This window comes from Bartonella sp. AC158YNML (assembly GCF_042196725.1).
Lineage (GTDB): Bacteria > Pseudomonadota > Alphaproteobacteria > Rhizobiales > Rhizobiaceae > Bartonella.
Genome location: NZ_JBHIQU010000002.1, coordinates 145,857 through 159,447, shown reverse-complemented (window position 1 = coordinate 159,447; position 13,591 = coordinate 145,857). Strand labels below are relative to the sequence as shown.

The following is a 13,591-nucleotide window of genomic DNA, read 5'->3' as shown; positions in this document are numbered from 1 at the left end:
CATTTTGTATGAATATAATATAAACATAATGTATTTATTATTTATACAGTATTTTTATTGTTATTTATACAAATTATATTTACTTATTATAAAGTAAGCAGTAGATAATTTCTCACTGCATCATTACGATACAGTATTTTAAATATATATAATGGATAATAAAAAGGGTAGTTCAAGCTCATCGCATGATTCAAGTAGTAGTTCACATCCAAAAAGTTGGCTTTTTCCAGAAGAAGATGATTGTAGCGCAGGTGCTCATTCCCAAGCAGCAGGTGCAGTTGGCATCGTAGGAGAATTAATAGGAGGTATTGCTGGTGCAGTTGGAGGTCTTTTTTCTGGACCGGGAGGTGTTGGTTCTGGCTTTGTCAATGGAGCAATAGGAGGTGGACTAGCAGGAGTTGGTGACGCTGTGGTAGATAAATACAATAAATGCTATACGGCACCAAGTTGTTAAACAAGCGATTATGTTGAAGCAGCTGCCATACACGGAGGCATAGGAGCAGCAAGTGGTGCATTATTGGGTCCGGAAGTAGCACTAGCAGGCGGATTAGGAGGAGCTGCTAACGGTTTGATAGATAAGTACAATGAATGCCATCCGAATCCAAGTTGTGAGGCAGGCGATTATGTCGAATCAGCAGCCATAAAGGGAGGCGCAGGAGCATTAATTGGTTTATTAAGTGGTCCGGAAGAAGCAGTCGCAGGCGGAGTAATGGGAGCTGTTAGCGGTTTGATAGATAAGTACAATCAATGTCATCCGTAAAGTGGAGGGACATTGTTTCTAATTTATTTAGAAAATAGCTAGTAAGATATTTCTGAGATCAGTGATATTGTAAACATACTTTAAAGCTATGGCTAAACTGATTTCAGGGATATTTTTGTGTGTAATAATAGATATTTTATTTTGGATTTTTTTGTTATGAATACTTTTACTGGCTCCTTATTGGCAACGTTTATATGTGGATTTTTAATGTTCTCTTACAATAGATTTAAAGGTGAGAACTTGAGTATAAAAAGGACAATATTATCAACAATTATGTTTTTTATATTATATTATGCTGGAAATTTATTAGTTAAATATATGGGAATTTTATAAATATTGTTTATATATAAAATTATACTTAATTAAGTTAAGTTTATTATTTGAATTATACTTTCTATATATATTAAAGACTTCATAAAGTAGATGAAATTTCAGTCTGGATTTTTTGTTATGCATACTTTTACTAGCTCCTTAGTGACAGCAATTGGATTTGGACTTGCATGTTTTCTTACAATAGATTTAAAGGTGAGAACTGGAGTATAAAAAGGACAACATTATCAACAGTTAGGTTTTTTATATTATATTATGCTGCAAATTTATTAATTGAATATATGGGAATTTTAAAATAATATAAAATAAAGTTGTTATCAGTATTTTATTATTTATTATAATTTATATATTTTTACAAATTATAGTTTATTTTTTGCTAAATAGCATGCTCATCACATAATTCAATTAGTAACTCACATCCAAAAAGTTGACTTTTTCCAGAAGAAGATGATTGTAGCGCAGGCGCTCATTCCCAAGCAGCAAGCGCAGGCGGCATCGTAGGAGCATTAGTAGGAGGTGTTGCTGGTGTGCAGTCGGAGGTTCTATTGCTAAACTAGGAGGTGCAGGTGCTGGCTTTGTGAGTGGAGCAGTAGTAGGTGGACTAGAAGATCTGGTGACGCCATGGTAGATAAATACAATCAATGCCATCCGAATCCAAGTTGTGAAGTAGGCGATTATGTTGAATCAGCGGTCATAAAGGGAGGCACAGGAGCATTAATTGGTTTATTAAGTGGTGTCCGGAAGGAGCAGCCGCAGGCGGAGTAATGGGAGCTGTTAACGGTTTAAAAGATAAGTACAATCAATGCCATCCGTAAAATGGAGGGAGGCTGTTTCTAATTTATTTAGAAAATAGCTAGTAAGATATTTCTGAGATCAGTGATATTGTAAACATACTTTAAAGCTATGGCTAAACTGATTTCAGGGATATTTTTGTGTGTGATAATAGATATTTTATTTCGGATGTTTATTATGTATATTGGTGATAATATTATTTCACTATTAATGAGTAATGTTTTTGATGTGTTGTATTCAATATTTATTTTTATATTTTTATTTGCATTAATTTATAGATACAGTGGTGACAGTTGGAAAAATAGTATAAAGGAATCGCTTAAGACATTTGGTTTGTTCTTTTTGTTCTTTTTAGTATTTTTTTTATTTATTTTTCTTTTAAATATATTAGATATTAGTATTTATATTTAACTTATTATAAAAAACAACTTTCATTTAAATAAGTTTATATTATTTTTAATTATATATATTATGTTTTGACTTTCTTATTATGTATAATTTAAAAATTTTTTCTTATATAATTAGATTAAGAAGTTGAAAAGAATATAAAATTAGATTTATTTGAGTTAAGTTTATTATTTATAGCATTCTAAATTTCTATCTATATCTCTCTATATATAAAATCATTCGTAAAATAGATAAATTATTTTAAATTAAAATATTATTATATATGATATGTTTTTTATCAGGTTAAATAAGATTTATTTTTAGTATTTGTTTTATATCTATGTAGACTTTTTACATTTCAGAAAATGAGCTGACTTAGTTAAAAAGAGATAGAAAAAGCAACATTCTATACGAAAATTCTATTTTTTGTTATAGATTGTTTGCATATCTATAAATTTATGTAGCTATAAGTTTATAATCAAATTTGCTAAGTTTATTTTTTTTACAGAGTTTTTTCTTAAAAAGCACGAATTGTATTAATCTTTCCAATACGTGAAAACAGTTCTCCCATTTGCTAATGGCGTAAAACAGGCAGGAGAGCCTTAAAAGATGGGTGTAAACGCGTCGTCCAAATTCTAGCGTAAGCCGATTGGCTAAATAAGCCCCTAAGTAGCTTGATAGAGTGCTAATAGCCGTGCTAAACTGCATGCTAACCATCTTAATTGTATCGTTCTGATATGTTTTTTTACAAAATATAAAGGGGGATTTATATGTTTGGTTCATTTAGTTCTATTTTTTCTAATGGTTGGTCTTATGTTTCTAATACGTGGTCAAATATTTCATCAATGAATTTTTCAAGCAGTGAATCACGACCTGGGTGTACTGTTGGAGATTATCTCTCAGCAGGATTTTCAATGGGACGTAGGGGATAGAATATGGGAGTGGTAATTGGTGGAGTTATGGGGGGGGACAGTTGGAGGACCAATAGGCGCTGTGTAAGGTCTAATGTTAGGAGGAAGAGTTGGCTCTGCAGTAGGATTTGGTACAGGTTTGGGATATACAGCCTATGAATGTTATCGCTAATATAAAAATTAGCAGATATTTCTAAAATGAACAAGCTTGTAGGCATAATTATGTGTCTACAAACTTGACTGGAAGGTTTAGGTGCATAATTTTACAAAATTATATATTTATTTTGGATTTTTTTTATGAATGAGCTTATTAGTATTATTGTAGAATTATTATTTTCTATAGGTGCTTTATTTATATTTTTCTATACATTGTTTTCATATTATAAATCTAAAGGTTATAGTAAAAAAGAAATTTGGAAAAAAATTTTGTTAAGAATATTTTTGTTCTTTATATTATTTTCTATGACATTTTTTATTTATATACGTTATTTCTATGAACAATGATTATTCATTATTAATTTATAATTATAGATTAATTTGGAAATTTTATTTGTTATCTATATTTTTAATATATTTTATGAATTATTTTTTGCATTTTTTGTTTAATTATATTTATTTAAATTGTATTATGTATCTAAGGTATGTAATGAAAAAAATATTAAAATTAAATCATTAATTAATAATAAATTCGTTTTTTATATTATTTTAAATTATTAATTTTTATATGAAATAATATATATTAATGTTTATTGTTTTTATATGTTTTTAATTTGGATTTTTTATGATTGATATTATTCGTATTATTTCAGAATTATTATCTTCTACATGTTTTTTCTTTATATTTTTCTATTCCATGTTTTTACATTATAAATTTAAAGGTTATAGTAACAAAGAAATCGTGAAAAAAATTTTTTTCACGACATTTTTTTTCATTATATTTACTATATTACTTTCTATAACAGTTTTTATTTGTATACGTTATTTATATGAAAAATGATTTTTATAATAATTTATAATATTAAACTTTAAAAAATATTTACTGATTACATTTAGACAGAGACTTTAATATTATTATCAATATTTCTGTTTTTTTATTTCCTATTTTTTTAATCTTTTTCATTATTTCAAGAATGGTTAGGTTTAAGAATATTATCTTTTGTATAAGAATTTTTAGTTTATAGTTTTTGAAAAGTGATTATTTCCTTATATATCATAATTTATTGAAAAATAAGCTGATTTACTAATATAACTTACTATACTTCTAGTTTCTACTCATCATCTTGAGAAAGAGGAAGTGACGAGATTTCTGTATCAAGCGCATCCATAAAATCGATAATAAAAGCAGCATTGGTTCCCAAATCTCTTGGCAAATAACGAGAAGCAGAACGCATATCAACAAAAGTTGTATCCCCTTCATTCGTTAAACGAATAACAATATCTGAAATAAAGCCAAGGTAAAAAGTTTTGGCCATTGTTTCAATATAAAGCGCATCTTCTTCACCTTTAAACTTTTTTTGAGCTACAACAGGCCAATCATAGGCTTCTAAAACATTGAGAACAGATTCGCGAATACGGTCAGGTGATCCATCATAACGGCGCCCTGACATTTCTGGCCATTGTGAGATCTGTAATGTTGCTTGTTCAGTCAAAACACTTTTGAGCGGTAAAGCATCGCTGGGACGTATTGTGCGAAAAAAAGCCGGTGGTCTTTGTGTATCGGTAGAAATATCGTAAAGAGCTGGTAAGGTAAACCAAAGTCCAAAAAAGAGCATCAATGGTGTCGCAGTTATTAATGAATAAATGATCCCTTTTAAAGCTTTCATTCCCCCTAGAGCACCATAGACCCACAAACTATGAAGTGCTTTAAGAGCCAGAAAAAGAGAAATAATTACACAGCCAGTAGAGATACCTATCAAGATTATGAAGTCGCTTACGTTAAGTACGGAAAAACGTTGTAAAATGACCGAAAATAATAAAATAAAGAAGGCTAAACCACCAAATCGAGGGGACCATACTGCTGCTCTTGAAACGAACCGAACATATCTCTTCTTCATGAAGTTTTTCCCCTCAATTGTAAACTATAAGCCAAGTTTTTTCAGAGTGCTATCTTACAAAAAGCTTCTGCTCATAAACCAAAAATAAAGCACTTATTTTTGAGGTCAAGGATGCGTAATGTCTTATAAGTTTCCAGCGGTTATTTTAGCACTTCATTGAAGGTAAACAATATTTCTTCTATAATTTATCATGTCATTGATGCGAATTTTATGGGAATTTTTGTAAATAAAAAGAAGTAAACTCAAATAACAAGTTCTACGGTTGTTAGCAGCATATATTTTTAGAACTTTACTCTTGATTTTTCTCTTCTAATGGCGGGGAGTTTTTTCTGTCAGATAATGCGTCTCAAATAGGATATGATTATGTGCAATAGAGATTTCATTCTACCTCAATAAAAAATTTAGGGATCTACAATCAGATAAATCTGAATTCGAATATTTGATTAATAGAGAAAAAAGATAACCATTTTGATAGGCTTCATGTATTTTGTACAGAAAGTAAGGTATTGTACAAATGAGAGGTTAGTCCGTTTTTATTCATAAAATATGCGACAGGTCGCAGATGAAAGAAAAGCTTCACTTTCTTTTTTTGCAAGGGAAGAAGGGACAAAAATACGTAAAATAACAAACCCTTCATTCAAATTTTTAGCAACCAAAACTGAATTGGCATTTTTTTTAGGTTTTGATTTTTTGAGTTCTATGATTTGTATTGGTTTTCCAATGATAAGATCAAGTGTCGCATCAGGGGCTGTTCGGTCATTAAGGCTATAGAAAATAATTCCGTCGTGTGTGTAGGCTGCTAGTGACCAAAATTGTCGTGTTTTCAAAGCTTTTAAATGAACAGGTCCATTTTCAAGATTAAATCTGCAGACTTTAAGAAGAAAGAGTGGATCAGCAGATTGCTGAATAGGATTATTGGGCGTAAAATCGACAAATTGATAAGAGGTTCCAGATTTTTTTAGTGCTGTCCATATATTATCTTGTGCCCAATAGGGGATCAGAAAGAGAACGCAAATATGAACGATAATAGCGCCAATGATTGCAAGAAGTGCGGTATAAATAAATCTAATCACAATTTATTTGTCCTGATGGAATTTGTTCTATAGAGGGCATTGTGAGCTTTTGTAATGCCGTTGCTGAGATGATTGGAGTATCGTATAAAGTAAGAATAAGCCCGAATTCTTTTTGACTAATTGTTGCAAGCCAATTACCGGTTTGCGGTGTGGGTGAAATATTGATGCGCAATGAGCCATCATGCTCATAGATAATATTGTTAGTGTGAAGTTCAAAAGGTATTTCTTTGGATGAAGTATAGGGTTTAAGGGATTTGTCAGCTGTATAAAGGGTAAAAAGACGGGTTTCAGGGATGGTGCCTTTGAGCAAATAATGACAGTGATGATGAAGTGGACGCCCTTGGTTATCTTGCCAAATCTGGAATTGAATACCTTCAGTTCGTCCGAGTGAAACTATGCCTTGTTTAGCGGTGCGGGCGCGGGTATAAGGATCCATATTGGCAGTTCCCATTTGTGGATAAGCACTCCATTTTCCAATTCTAAAGCGTCCAAAATGAGGAAAGGAATTGAGCACATAATCGACACTCAGTTTTCCACATAAAATGGAAAAAGCGAAGATAAAAAAGAAAATGGTGATATTAAAAAACATCAGTGAATATCTTGAATTCAAAATGTTGAATCTCCAGTTGTTTTCATCTTCAAAGAAATTGCAGATGGTTTTTTCAGATCTTTGTTAATCAATCGCACGATATTTAATGTTTCAGGAGAAAGCGTAGAGGGTATTGGGGAAGGAACTTCAGAATCTACACGGGAAGAAAGTACTGGAGGCTGATAAGGAAGGAGAGAATCTTTAACACCATAGAGCTGTTTGAGCATAATATTTTGATGCGCAGCAAGCATGATACGATGCCATATCATGGCAGGAACGCCACCCCCAAAAGCACGATTCATCGGTGAAAAATTATCATTTCCCATCCATACCGCTCCCGTATAATTTCCCGTAAAGCCAACAAACCAAGCATCACGATAAGATTGTGATGTTCCAGTTTTCCCAGCGACAAGAGTCATGGGCAACGCAGCACGCTTACCAGATCCTCGTGTTGTGACACCCACCATCATTTGATTCATATAAGCTGCTGATTGTTCACTCAGAACTCGGTGTAGTTTTTTTCCGTTATGTTCGAAATCCCACACAACACGATCATCAATTGTTTTGATTTGCGTAAACCCATGACGATTACCCGCTATTCCTCCATTGGCAAAGACATTAAAGCCTGTAGCTTGATCCATGGGGGTCATGTTGGAAGTGCCAAGAACCATCGTTTTGTGTGATAAAATATGCGCGTTAATCCCCATATTCTTGATGAGATCTATGATAGGTTGGGTATCGCGGTTAAGATATTGGTAGGTGAGATAAACAGGGACTGTATTAATGGAAAAGGCTAAAGCTGTTGCTAAATCAATTTTCCCCAAATAACGACCAGAATTATTTTTGGGTGTCCAACCTCCCCAATTGATGGGAGCATCTAGAACGATTGTTGAGGGTGATAATCCATGTTCCATTGCGGCTGCATAAACATAAGGTTTGAATGAAGAACCAGGTTGTCGACCGCCCTGTGTTGCTCTGTTAAATTGGCTCTTTTTGTAATCTAGTCCTCCAACAATTGCACATACCGCACCGTTATTATCGAGTATAACGGTGGCTGCTTGTGTTACACGATATTGTTGACCATATTGATGTAAATGATAGGCAATTGATTCTTCTGCTGCTTTTTGAATATTCGGATCAAGGGTTGTTTGAATAATTAAACTATGGCTTGGAAGTTGATTGCGCATTTTTTTGACTTCCTCGAATGCCCAATCAAGAAAATAATCTGGCTGATTATTTTCTATTTGGGGAAGTGCCTTAGCAGGGTGGCGATGCGCATTGATAATCTGGCTTTTTGTCATAAAGCCACTATTAACAAGATTAGAAAGGACGACATTGGCACGTGTTTGAGCAGCAAAGAGATGACTATGGGGGGCATATTTTGTTGGAGCTTTAAAGAGTCCTGCTAACATAGCAGATTCACTCAAAGATACATGACGGATATCTTTTCCAAAATAAAATTTTGCAGCGGCTGCAATACCAAAATTGTTTCCTCCCATATAGGCTCGGTCAAGATAAAGTTGCAAAATCTGCTTTTTACTAAAATTTGCTTCTAGCCAAAGAGCAAGATAAGCTTCTTTGATTTTACGTGTTATGGTTCTCTCGTTTGTTAAGAATAAATTTTTAGCCAATTGTTGTGTGAGAGTTGAACCACCTTGCACCACCCCTTTAGCTTGAATATTTTGTGAAATTGCCCGTGTAAGTCCTTGAAAATCAACGCCCCAATGATCAAAAAAACGACGGTCTTCTGTGGCAAGAACGGCTTTAATAACAGTGTCAGGCATTTCTTCAACAGGGACAGAAATAGCCGGCATTGCACCACGGTGTCCAATTGGATTTCCATAGAGATCGAGAAAAAGAATGGAAAAGTTTTTAGGAGAAGACCAATCTGTTTTGGTAAGTTCAAAAACAGAAATGCCCAAAATGGTGAAAAGAGTAAATCCCATCAACCCTAATGTTAGTATTTCATCGAGAACTTCAACAATAAAACGTTTCCATCCTTGAAGATGAAAATTTTGTGAGACGATTTTTGCCTTTTTCCAGAAAAAACTGTTAGCAGAACGAATGTGATAAAGCGCTGTGTCTAATCGTGCGTCTAATTCAATGAGAGCAGGACTATGAAATGGCTTACGGTGTTGCCCTTTCTTTTTTTTAAAAAAATCAAACATTTAAAGAGAGCCTATGGCAAAGCAATACAACCAAACAAATCTACAATAAGTATATGGAGTAGAAGTATTTTTTTTCTATAGTTATAACAGAGAAAGAATTTGTTTTAGAATTATGCATTTTTTGTAAGATATTATATTAATATTTTATTATTTTATTGAATAAATTTTATTATCATTATTAAAAATATTTTTTTTATTTTTTAAAAATTTGGAGTAATGTTAATATGTTCTTCTGTAAGATAAATGATAAATTGTTTCCGTTTGTGATTTTTTAATCGACCAAAAAAAAACATTATTTCTTTTATTCTTCAGAAGGAAGAATAATAAGTTATTAAAGTATCTATGATGAAAAAAGTTTTTTTAGTTGTAATGTTAGCATCTTTTTTAGGAGCAGATTCTGTTCGAGCAGCTGATTGCGCTGAGGTTGGGAAGAAGGTTGCAATTCAGGAGAAGGGGGTTCTCGTCCGTTCAAAACTGGTTGTTGAGGATGGAAGGGATATGTGTGCAATTGTGGTTGTTGTGCCAGCCCGTAATGGTGAGAAATTGCGCCGTGTTGAGGTTGTGGTTCCTGCCGATTAGTATTAGATGTTGTCATGCGTATTTTAATTGCTGAAGATGATCGGAATCTTCACCATCAATTAGCAGAAGCTGTAAAGCATGCAGGATATGTTTTTGATAGTGCTTTCGATGGTGAAGAGGCTTATTTTTTAGGCAGTACAGAGTCTTATGACGCAGTGATCCTTGATATAGGCTTACCGTCTATTGATGGTATTCGTGTTGTTGAAAAGTGGCGTCAAGAAGGGTACTCCATGCCTGTTTTAATACTAACGGCGCGAGATCGTTGGTCTGATAAGGTGCTTGGTATTGATGCAGGGGCTGACGATTATGTTGTGAAGCCATTTCATTTGGAGGAAGTAATGGCGCGCTTACGGGCATTAATTCGTCGCGCTACCGGACATGCGACAAGTGCATTATGTTGTGGAAATGTTTTATTGGATACGAAGACGTCTCGTGTTTTTGTGGATGGTCAATTGATTAAACTAACATCTTATGAATTTAGACTTCTTTCGTATCTCATGCATCATTGTGACAGGGTTATTTCAAGAACGGAGCTTACCGAACATCTTTATGATCAGGATTTTGATAAGGACTCGAATACGGTGGAAGTCTTTGTAGGTCGGTTACGGAAAAAGCTTGGAGTAGATTTTATTGAGACTATTCGAGGAATGGGATATCGCGTCAGAACGCCAGGTGATAAATGAATATTTTCAAGGAGGATAATTGGTTTGGGAAGCTATTTTTTGTCATTACGCGGTCTCTCAGTTTACGTGTTATGATTTTATCAACATTATGGGTTGTGATTTCTCTTTTATCGATTTCTGCAGTGAGTATTTTATTTTATAAACGTTCAACTGAACAAAGCTTAGAGCGTATCCTTTCTGCTCAACTTTACAGTCTTATTGCAACAGTCATGGTTTCACCGGAAGGCATTTTGAAAGGAGGGGCTGAGATTGATGATATTCGTTATTCTGATCCAACAACGGGATGGTATTGGGAAGTTGTTGCGATATCCCATAATTTAAAAGGAAGATTGACATCTCCCTCATTGGGAACAGGAAAGATATTTACCCCAAGCGAAGTCGATATACCTTTTGATAATAAATTTTTTCGCTCTTATCGGATCAAGGGAAACGATGGCCAAAAGCTACAAGTGATTGAGAGTGATGTTGTTCTTGATAATAAAAATCATATTGCACGTTTTCGGCTTGTTGGGAATATCGATGAAGCCCATGCCCAAGTAAAGGAATTTAAGCAAACTTTGCAAATTTTTCTTTGGAGTTTTGGTATTGGGAGTGTTCTTATTAATATTGCTATTATTTTCTTTAGTTTTCAACCGTTGAAGCTTATTCGACGTGCATTGAATGATATTCGCGAAGGAAGAGTTCATTATGTGAATACGGATTTAGTCAGTGAAGTGATGCCGCTTGTACAAGAGATGAATGCTCTCATTAATAATAATCAGCGTATTATTGAGCGATTTCGCACACAGGTTGGTAATCTCGCGCATTCATTGAAGACGCCTCTATCCGTGATTATGAATGAGACCGATAAGATGCACGGAGAAAAGGCGTGTCTGTTGAGAGAGCAAACGCAAATTATGCGTGCTCAAATCAATCATTATCTTCAGCGGGCGCGGATTGCAGCACAATGCGATAGTATTATCTATCATACATCTGTTCGCAGTGTGATTGATCGTTTAGTGCGGGTTATGAAAAAGCTTAATCCTGAAAAAAAAATTGAATTTATTATGGATGTTGATGATATTGTTTTTTCTGGAGAGAAGGAAGATCTAGAAGAAATTATAGGAAATTTGATTGAAAATGCTACTCAGTGGTCTCGCACAAAGGTGTTGATCTCTTGTTGTATAGAAGAAAATGTTGAAGAAGAGAAATATTTCAGTATCCTTGTTGAAGATGATGGTCCTGGTTTAACAGAAGATAAAATTGATGAAGCATTAAAAAGAGGCCGGCGGTTTGATGAAAGTAAACCGGGGACAGGTTTAGGGTTAGCAATTGTTTCAGATATGGTCAATGAATATGGCGGCAATCTCTTTTTATCGCGTTCTGATTTGGGTGGGTTGTATGCAAAAGTTTTATTACCCAAGATAGGAGAATAACATATTTTTTCCTCTATCAGAAAACATCTATAAGGTGTGTAAAGCAATATTTTCAGACAATACAAAAAGGTAAGGAGGCATTTCAGAAGATCTGTATTTATAATCAAAATAGAAAATAAAGCCTTGTTTTTGTTTTCTTGATAGAGGTGATCTATATGAGAGAAATGAACAATATATTTTATATAAGTTTATAATGTACTCCATGAAAAAATGATTTTTATCATTTAGCATCACTCTTCTTATGAAGAGGATAAAAGGTAAGCGAGAGATTCTCTGTTGGTATTGGAAAAAAGTGATATGCTCTTATTCATTTTTGCAGCATTTTTTCTGGCTTTTCTGGCAAGTGTTCTTTTTCTTTCACTCCGTTTTGACGATAGGATAAAGAAAGAAGGAAAAGTTCAAACCATGGATGGTGATAGAAGTCATAGGCATACGATTGAGTGTAACAAGCTTTATATGCATTATAAAAAAAGGAATATTCTTAAGGCCTTAAGTGTTTTATTTGTTCTTCTCATCACATGGAGTATTTATGGGCTGACAGGTAATCCGGAAGTGAAAAGCTATTTTTTTAGCGAATTAATGGATAAAGATCCTAAAATTCTAAGTCAGCAAGAAAAGCTTGTTCGCTTACAAGTGCTGTTTTTCCGATCACCTCGTGATGGCAAGCTCGCAGATGCGTTAGCAGTAGGGTATCTTGAAGAGCGCCATTTTCAAGAGGCGGTCAATGCTTATTTAGATGCACTTCGTTTGAATGGAGAGACAGCTCCAAGGCTTGTAGGATATGGTTTAGCATTGGTTGGTTATGAAGGAGGCATGATAACGCAAGAAGCACAAAATGCTTTTCAAAAAGCAGCGGATTTAGCGCCAACAGATTTTTATCCACGTTTATTGTTGGCTGATGCATTGCATCAAGCAGGAAAAACTGCGCAGGCAGTGCAATTTTTACAAAGCTTTCTTGACACAATGCCTGAAAATTTTTCAGGACGATCACGTGTTGAAAAAATGATGATTCAGTTACGTGATTTATCGAGTGGGCCATACAAAGAAAAGGAATAGGCGTCAATTGAGATGAGAAAATAAAAGAGAAAAGCTGTTTAGGAAGATAAAAGAGGGGGCATTCTAGAAGAGAAAGGTATGTGTAGAGACGATTAAAGAACAGAAATGAAGAATGGAAAGAGCGCAATATAAGTGGTTATATATTAAATAAAAATTGGTGAAAAAAGTAAGAAAGCTATTGGTAAGCTTATTAGCAAAGATGAGAGATTGGATAAAAAGTTGCACCTATGTAGAAGATGTGCAAAGCTCTTAAAAAATAAAATATTGATACTTAATTATAACGTATTTAAAATTTTTTCGCAGAGTGTCTATGAACAATCAATCTTTAAAAAGTTCTACTTCGTTGAAGGTTATTTTAGAGCAGCGAAAAAAAAAGCGCTTACTGATCATATTATTATGTTGTTTGGTTATGACAATTGCAGCAAGTCTCATAGTGTATGCAATGCGTCATGCGGTCAGTTTTTTTAGAATGCCCTCTGAAATTACAAGAGAAGATATTTTAACGGGGCGCCCTTTGCGTTTGGGTGGCTTTGTTGAAAAGGGAACTGTTCAATATGTTGGAGAGAGAGGCGTTGTTTTTTTTGTAACGGATAACAAAAAACATGAAAAAGTAGTTTTCAATGGTGCCTTACCGGATCTTTTTCGTGAAGGTCAGGGGGTGATCGTAGAAGGGCATTTCGATAAACAGGGCTTTTTTATTGGGATGCGTATTTTAGCAAAACATGATGAAACTTATATGCCTAAAGAAACAGCTGATCGTTTGAAAAAACATTACATTATGGAGAAATAATTCG

At 33.9% G+C, this 13,591-nt stretch carries 13 protein-coding genes; 7 read left to right on the top strand and 6 right to left on the bottom strand.

The window, feature by feature from the left end; translation table 11 throughout:
• Window positions 1-151: 151 nt before the first annotated feature.
• Entirely contained in the window at window positions 152-454 is a 303-nt protein-coding gene (locus tag ACFIM1_RS01850; protein ID WP_375609103.1) for a hypothetical protein, read from the top strand.
• An 8-nt stretch (window positions 455-462) separates the two neighbouring features.
• Here the strand turns inward: ACFIM1_RS01850 and ACFIM1_RS01845 are convergent, their stop codons facing one another.
• Window positions 463-585, bottom strand: coding sequence for a hypothetical protein (locus ACFIM1_RS01845; protein WP_375609104.1), 123 nt, complete (start codon window positions 583-585; stop codon window positions 463-465).
• A gap of 36 nt (window positions 586-621) precedes the next feature.
• Entirely contained in the window at window positions 622-744 is a 123-nt protein-coding gene (locus tag ACFIM1_RS01840) for a hypothetical protein (protein WP_375609105.1), read from the bottom strand.
• Between the two features lie 2,295 nt (window positions 745-3,039).
• Between ACFIM1_RS01840 and ACFIM1_RS01835 the strand changes: the two genes are divergently transcribed.
• Complete coding sequence (locus ACFIM1_RS01835) at window positions 3,040-3,201, top strand: hypothetical protein (RefSeq protein WP_375607786.1); 162 nt, start codon at window positions 3,040-3,042, stop codon at window positions 3,199-3,201.
• A 1,247-nt stretch (window positions 3,202-4,448) separates the two neighbouring features.
• On the opposite strand, the gene ACFIM1_RS01830 is transcribed toward ACFIM1_RS01835, so the two are convergent.
• From ACFIM1_RS01830 to ACFIM1_RS01815, 4 genes are all read right to left on the bottom strand, one after another.
• Window positions 4,449-5,234, bottom strand: a complete 786-nt coding sequence (locus ACFIM1_RS01830; protein ID WP_375606376.1) for a DUF1499 domain-containing protein — start codon at window positions 5,232-5,234, stop codon at window positions 4,449-4,451.
• A gap of 533 nt (window positions 5,235-5,767) precedes the next feature.
• The gene (locus ACFIM1_RS01825; protein ID WP_375606375.1) at window positions 5,768-6,307 is read right to left on the bottom strand and encodes a hypothetical protein; all 540 of its coding nucleotides are present in this window, start codon (window positions 6,305-6,307) and stop codon (window positions 5,768-5,770) included.
• Window positions 6,300-6,896: a DUF1214 domain-containing protein gene (locus ACFIM1_RS01820; protein WP_375606374.1), complete on the bottom strand. Its 597-nt coding sequence runs from the start codon at window positions 6,894-6,896 to the stop codon at window positions 6,300-6,302. The genes ACFIM1_RS01825 and ACFIM1_RS01820 overlap by 8 nt, the downstream gene beginning before the upstream one ends.
• 17 nt (window positions 6,897-6,913) lie before the next feature.
• Window positions 6,914-9,064 (bottom strand): transglycosylase domain-containing protein, encoded by a 2,151-nt coding sequence (locus ACFIM1_RS01815; protein WP_375607784.1) that lies wholly within the window; start codon window positions 9,062-9,064, stop codon window positions 6,914-6,916.
• A 342-nt stretch (window positions 9,065-9,406) separates the two neighbouring features.
• On the opposite strand from ACFIM1_RS01815, the gene ACFIM1_RS01810 reads away from it, so the two are divergent.
• The 5 genes from ACFIM1_RS01810 to ccmE all read left to right on the top strand — a co-directional run bounded on the left by ACFIM1_RS01810 (window position 9,407) and on the right by ccmE (window position 13,587).
• On the top strand, window positions 9,407-9,643 hold the full coding sequence (locus ACFIM1_RS01810) for a hypothetical protein (RefSeq protein WP_375607783.1): 237 nt from the start codon (window positions 9,407-9,409) through the stop codon (window positions 9,641-9,643).
• A gap of 14 nt (window positions 9,644-9,657) precedes the next feature.
• A complete protein-coding gene (locus ACFIM1_RS01805) occupies window positions 9,658-10,326 on the top strand; it encodes a response regulator transcription factor (protein WP_375607782.1) in 669 nt (222 codons plus the stop codon).
• Entirely contained in the window at window positions 10,323-11,741 is a 1,419-nt protein-coding gene (locus ACFIM1_RS01800) for an ATP-binding protein (RefSeq protein WP_375607781.1), read from the top strand. The genes ACFIM1_RS01805 and ACFIM1_RS01800 overlap by 4 nt, the downstream gene beginning before the upstream one ends.
• 297 nt (window positions 11,742-12,038) lie before the next feature.
• A complete protein-coding gene (locus ACFIM1_RS01795) occupies window positions 12,039-12,797 on the top strand; it encodes a tetratricopeptide repeat protein (RefSeq protein ID WP_375607780.1) in 759 nt (252 codons plus the stop codon).
• Between the two features lie 310 nt (window positions 12,798-13,107).
• On the top strand, window positions 13,108-13,587 hold the full coding sequence (gene ccmE / locus ACFIM1_RS01790; protein WP_375606368.1) for a cytochrome c maturation protein CcmE: 480 nt from the start codon (window positions 13,108-13,110) through the stop codon (window positions 13,585-13,587).
• Window positions 13,588-13,591 lie beyond the last annotated feature (4 nt).

Coding starts and splice junctions, on each gene's coding strand:
- ACFIM1_RS01795 (WP_375607780.1), top strand. CDS start 12,039: ATGCTCTTATTCATTTTTGCAGCATTTTTTCTGGCTTTTCTGGCAAGT.
- ACFIM1_RS01805 (WP_375607782.1), top strand. CDS start 9,658: ATGCGTATTTTAATTGCTGAAGATGATCGGAATCTTCACCATCAATTA.
- ACFIM1_RS01830 (WP_375606376.1), bottom strand. CDS start 5,234: ATGAAGAAGAGATATGTTCGGTTCGTTTCAAGAGCAGCAGTATGGTCC.
- ACFIM1_RS01810 (WP_375607783.1), top strand. CDS start 9,407: ATGATGAAAAAAGTTTTTTTAGTTGTAATGTTAGCATCTTTTTTAGGA.
- ACFIM1_RS01800 (WP_375607781.1), top strand. CDS start 10,323: ATGAATATTTTCAAGGAGGATAATTGGTTTGGGAAGCTATTTTTTGTC.
- ACFIM1_RS01820 (WP_375606374.1), bottom strand. CDS start 6,896: ATGTTTTTTAATATCACCATTTTCTTTTTTATCTTCGCTTTTTCCATT.
- ACFIM1_RS01835 (WP_375607786.1), top strand. CDS start 3,040: ATGTTTGGTTCATTTAGTTCTATTTTTTCTAATGGTTGGTCTTATGTT.
- ACFIM1_RS01815 (WP_375607784.1), bottom strand. CDS start 9,064: ATGTTTGATTTTTTTAAAAAAAAGAAAGGGCAACACCGTAAGCCATTT.
- ACFIM1_RS01850 (WP_375609103.1), top strand. CDS start 152: ATGGATAATAAAAAGGGTAGTTCAAGCTCATCGCATGATTCAAGTAGT.
- ccmE (WP_375606368.1), top strand. CDS start 13,108: ATGAACAATCAATCTTTAAAAAGTTCTACTTCGTTGAAGGTTATTTTA.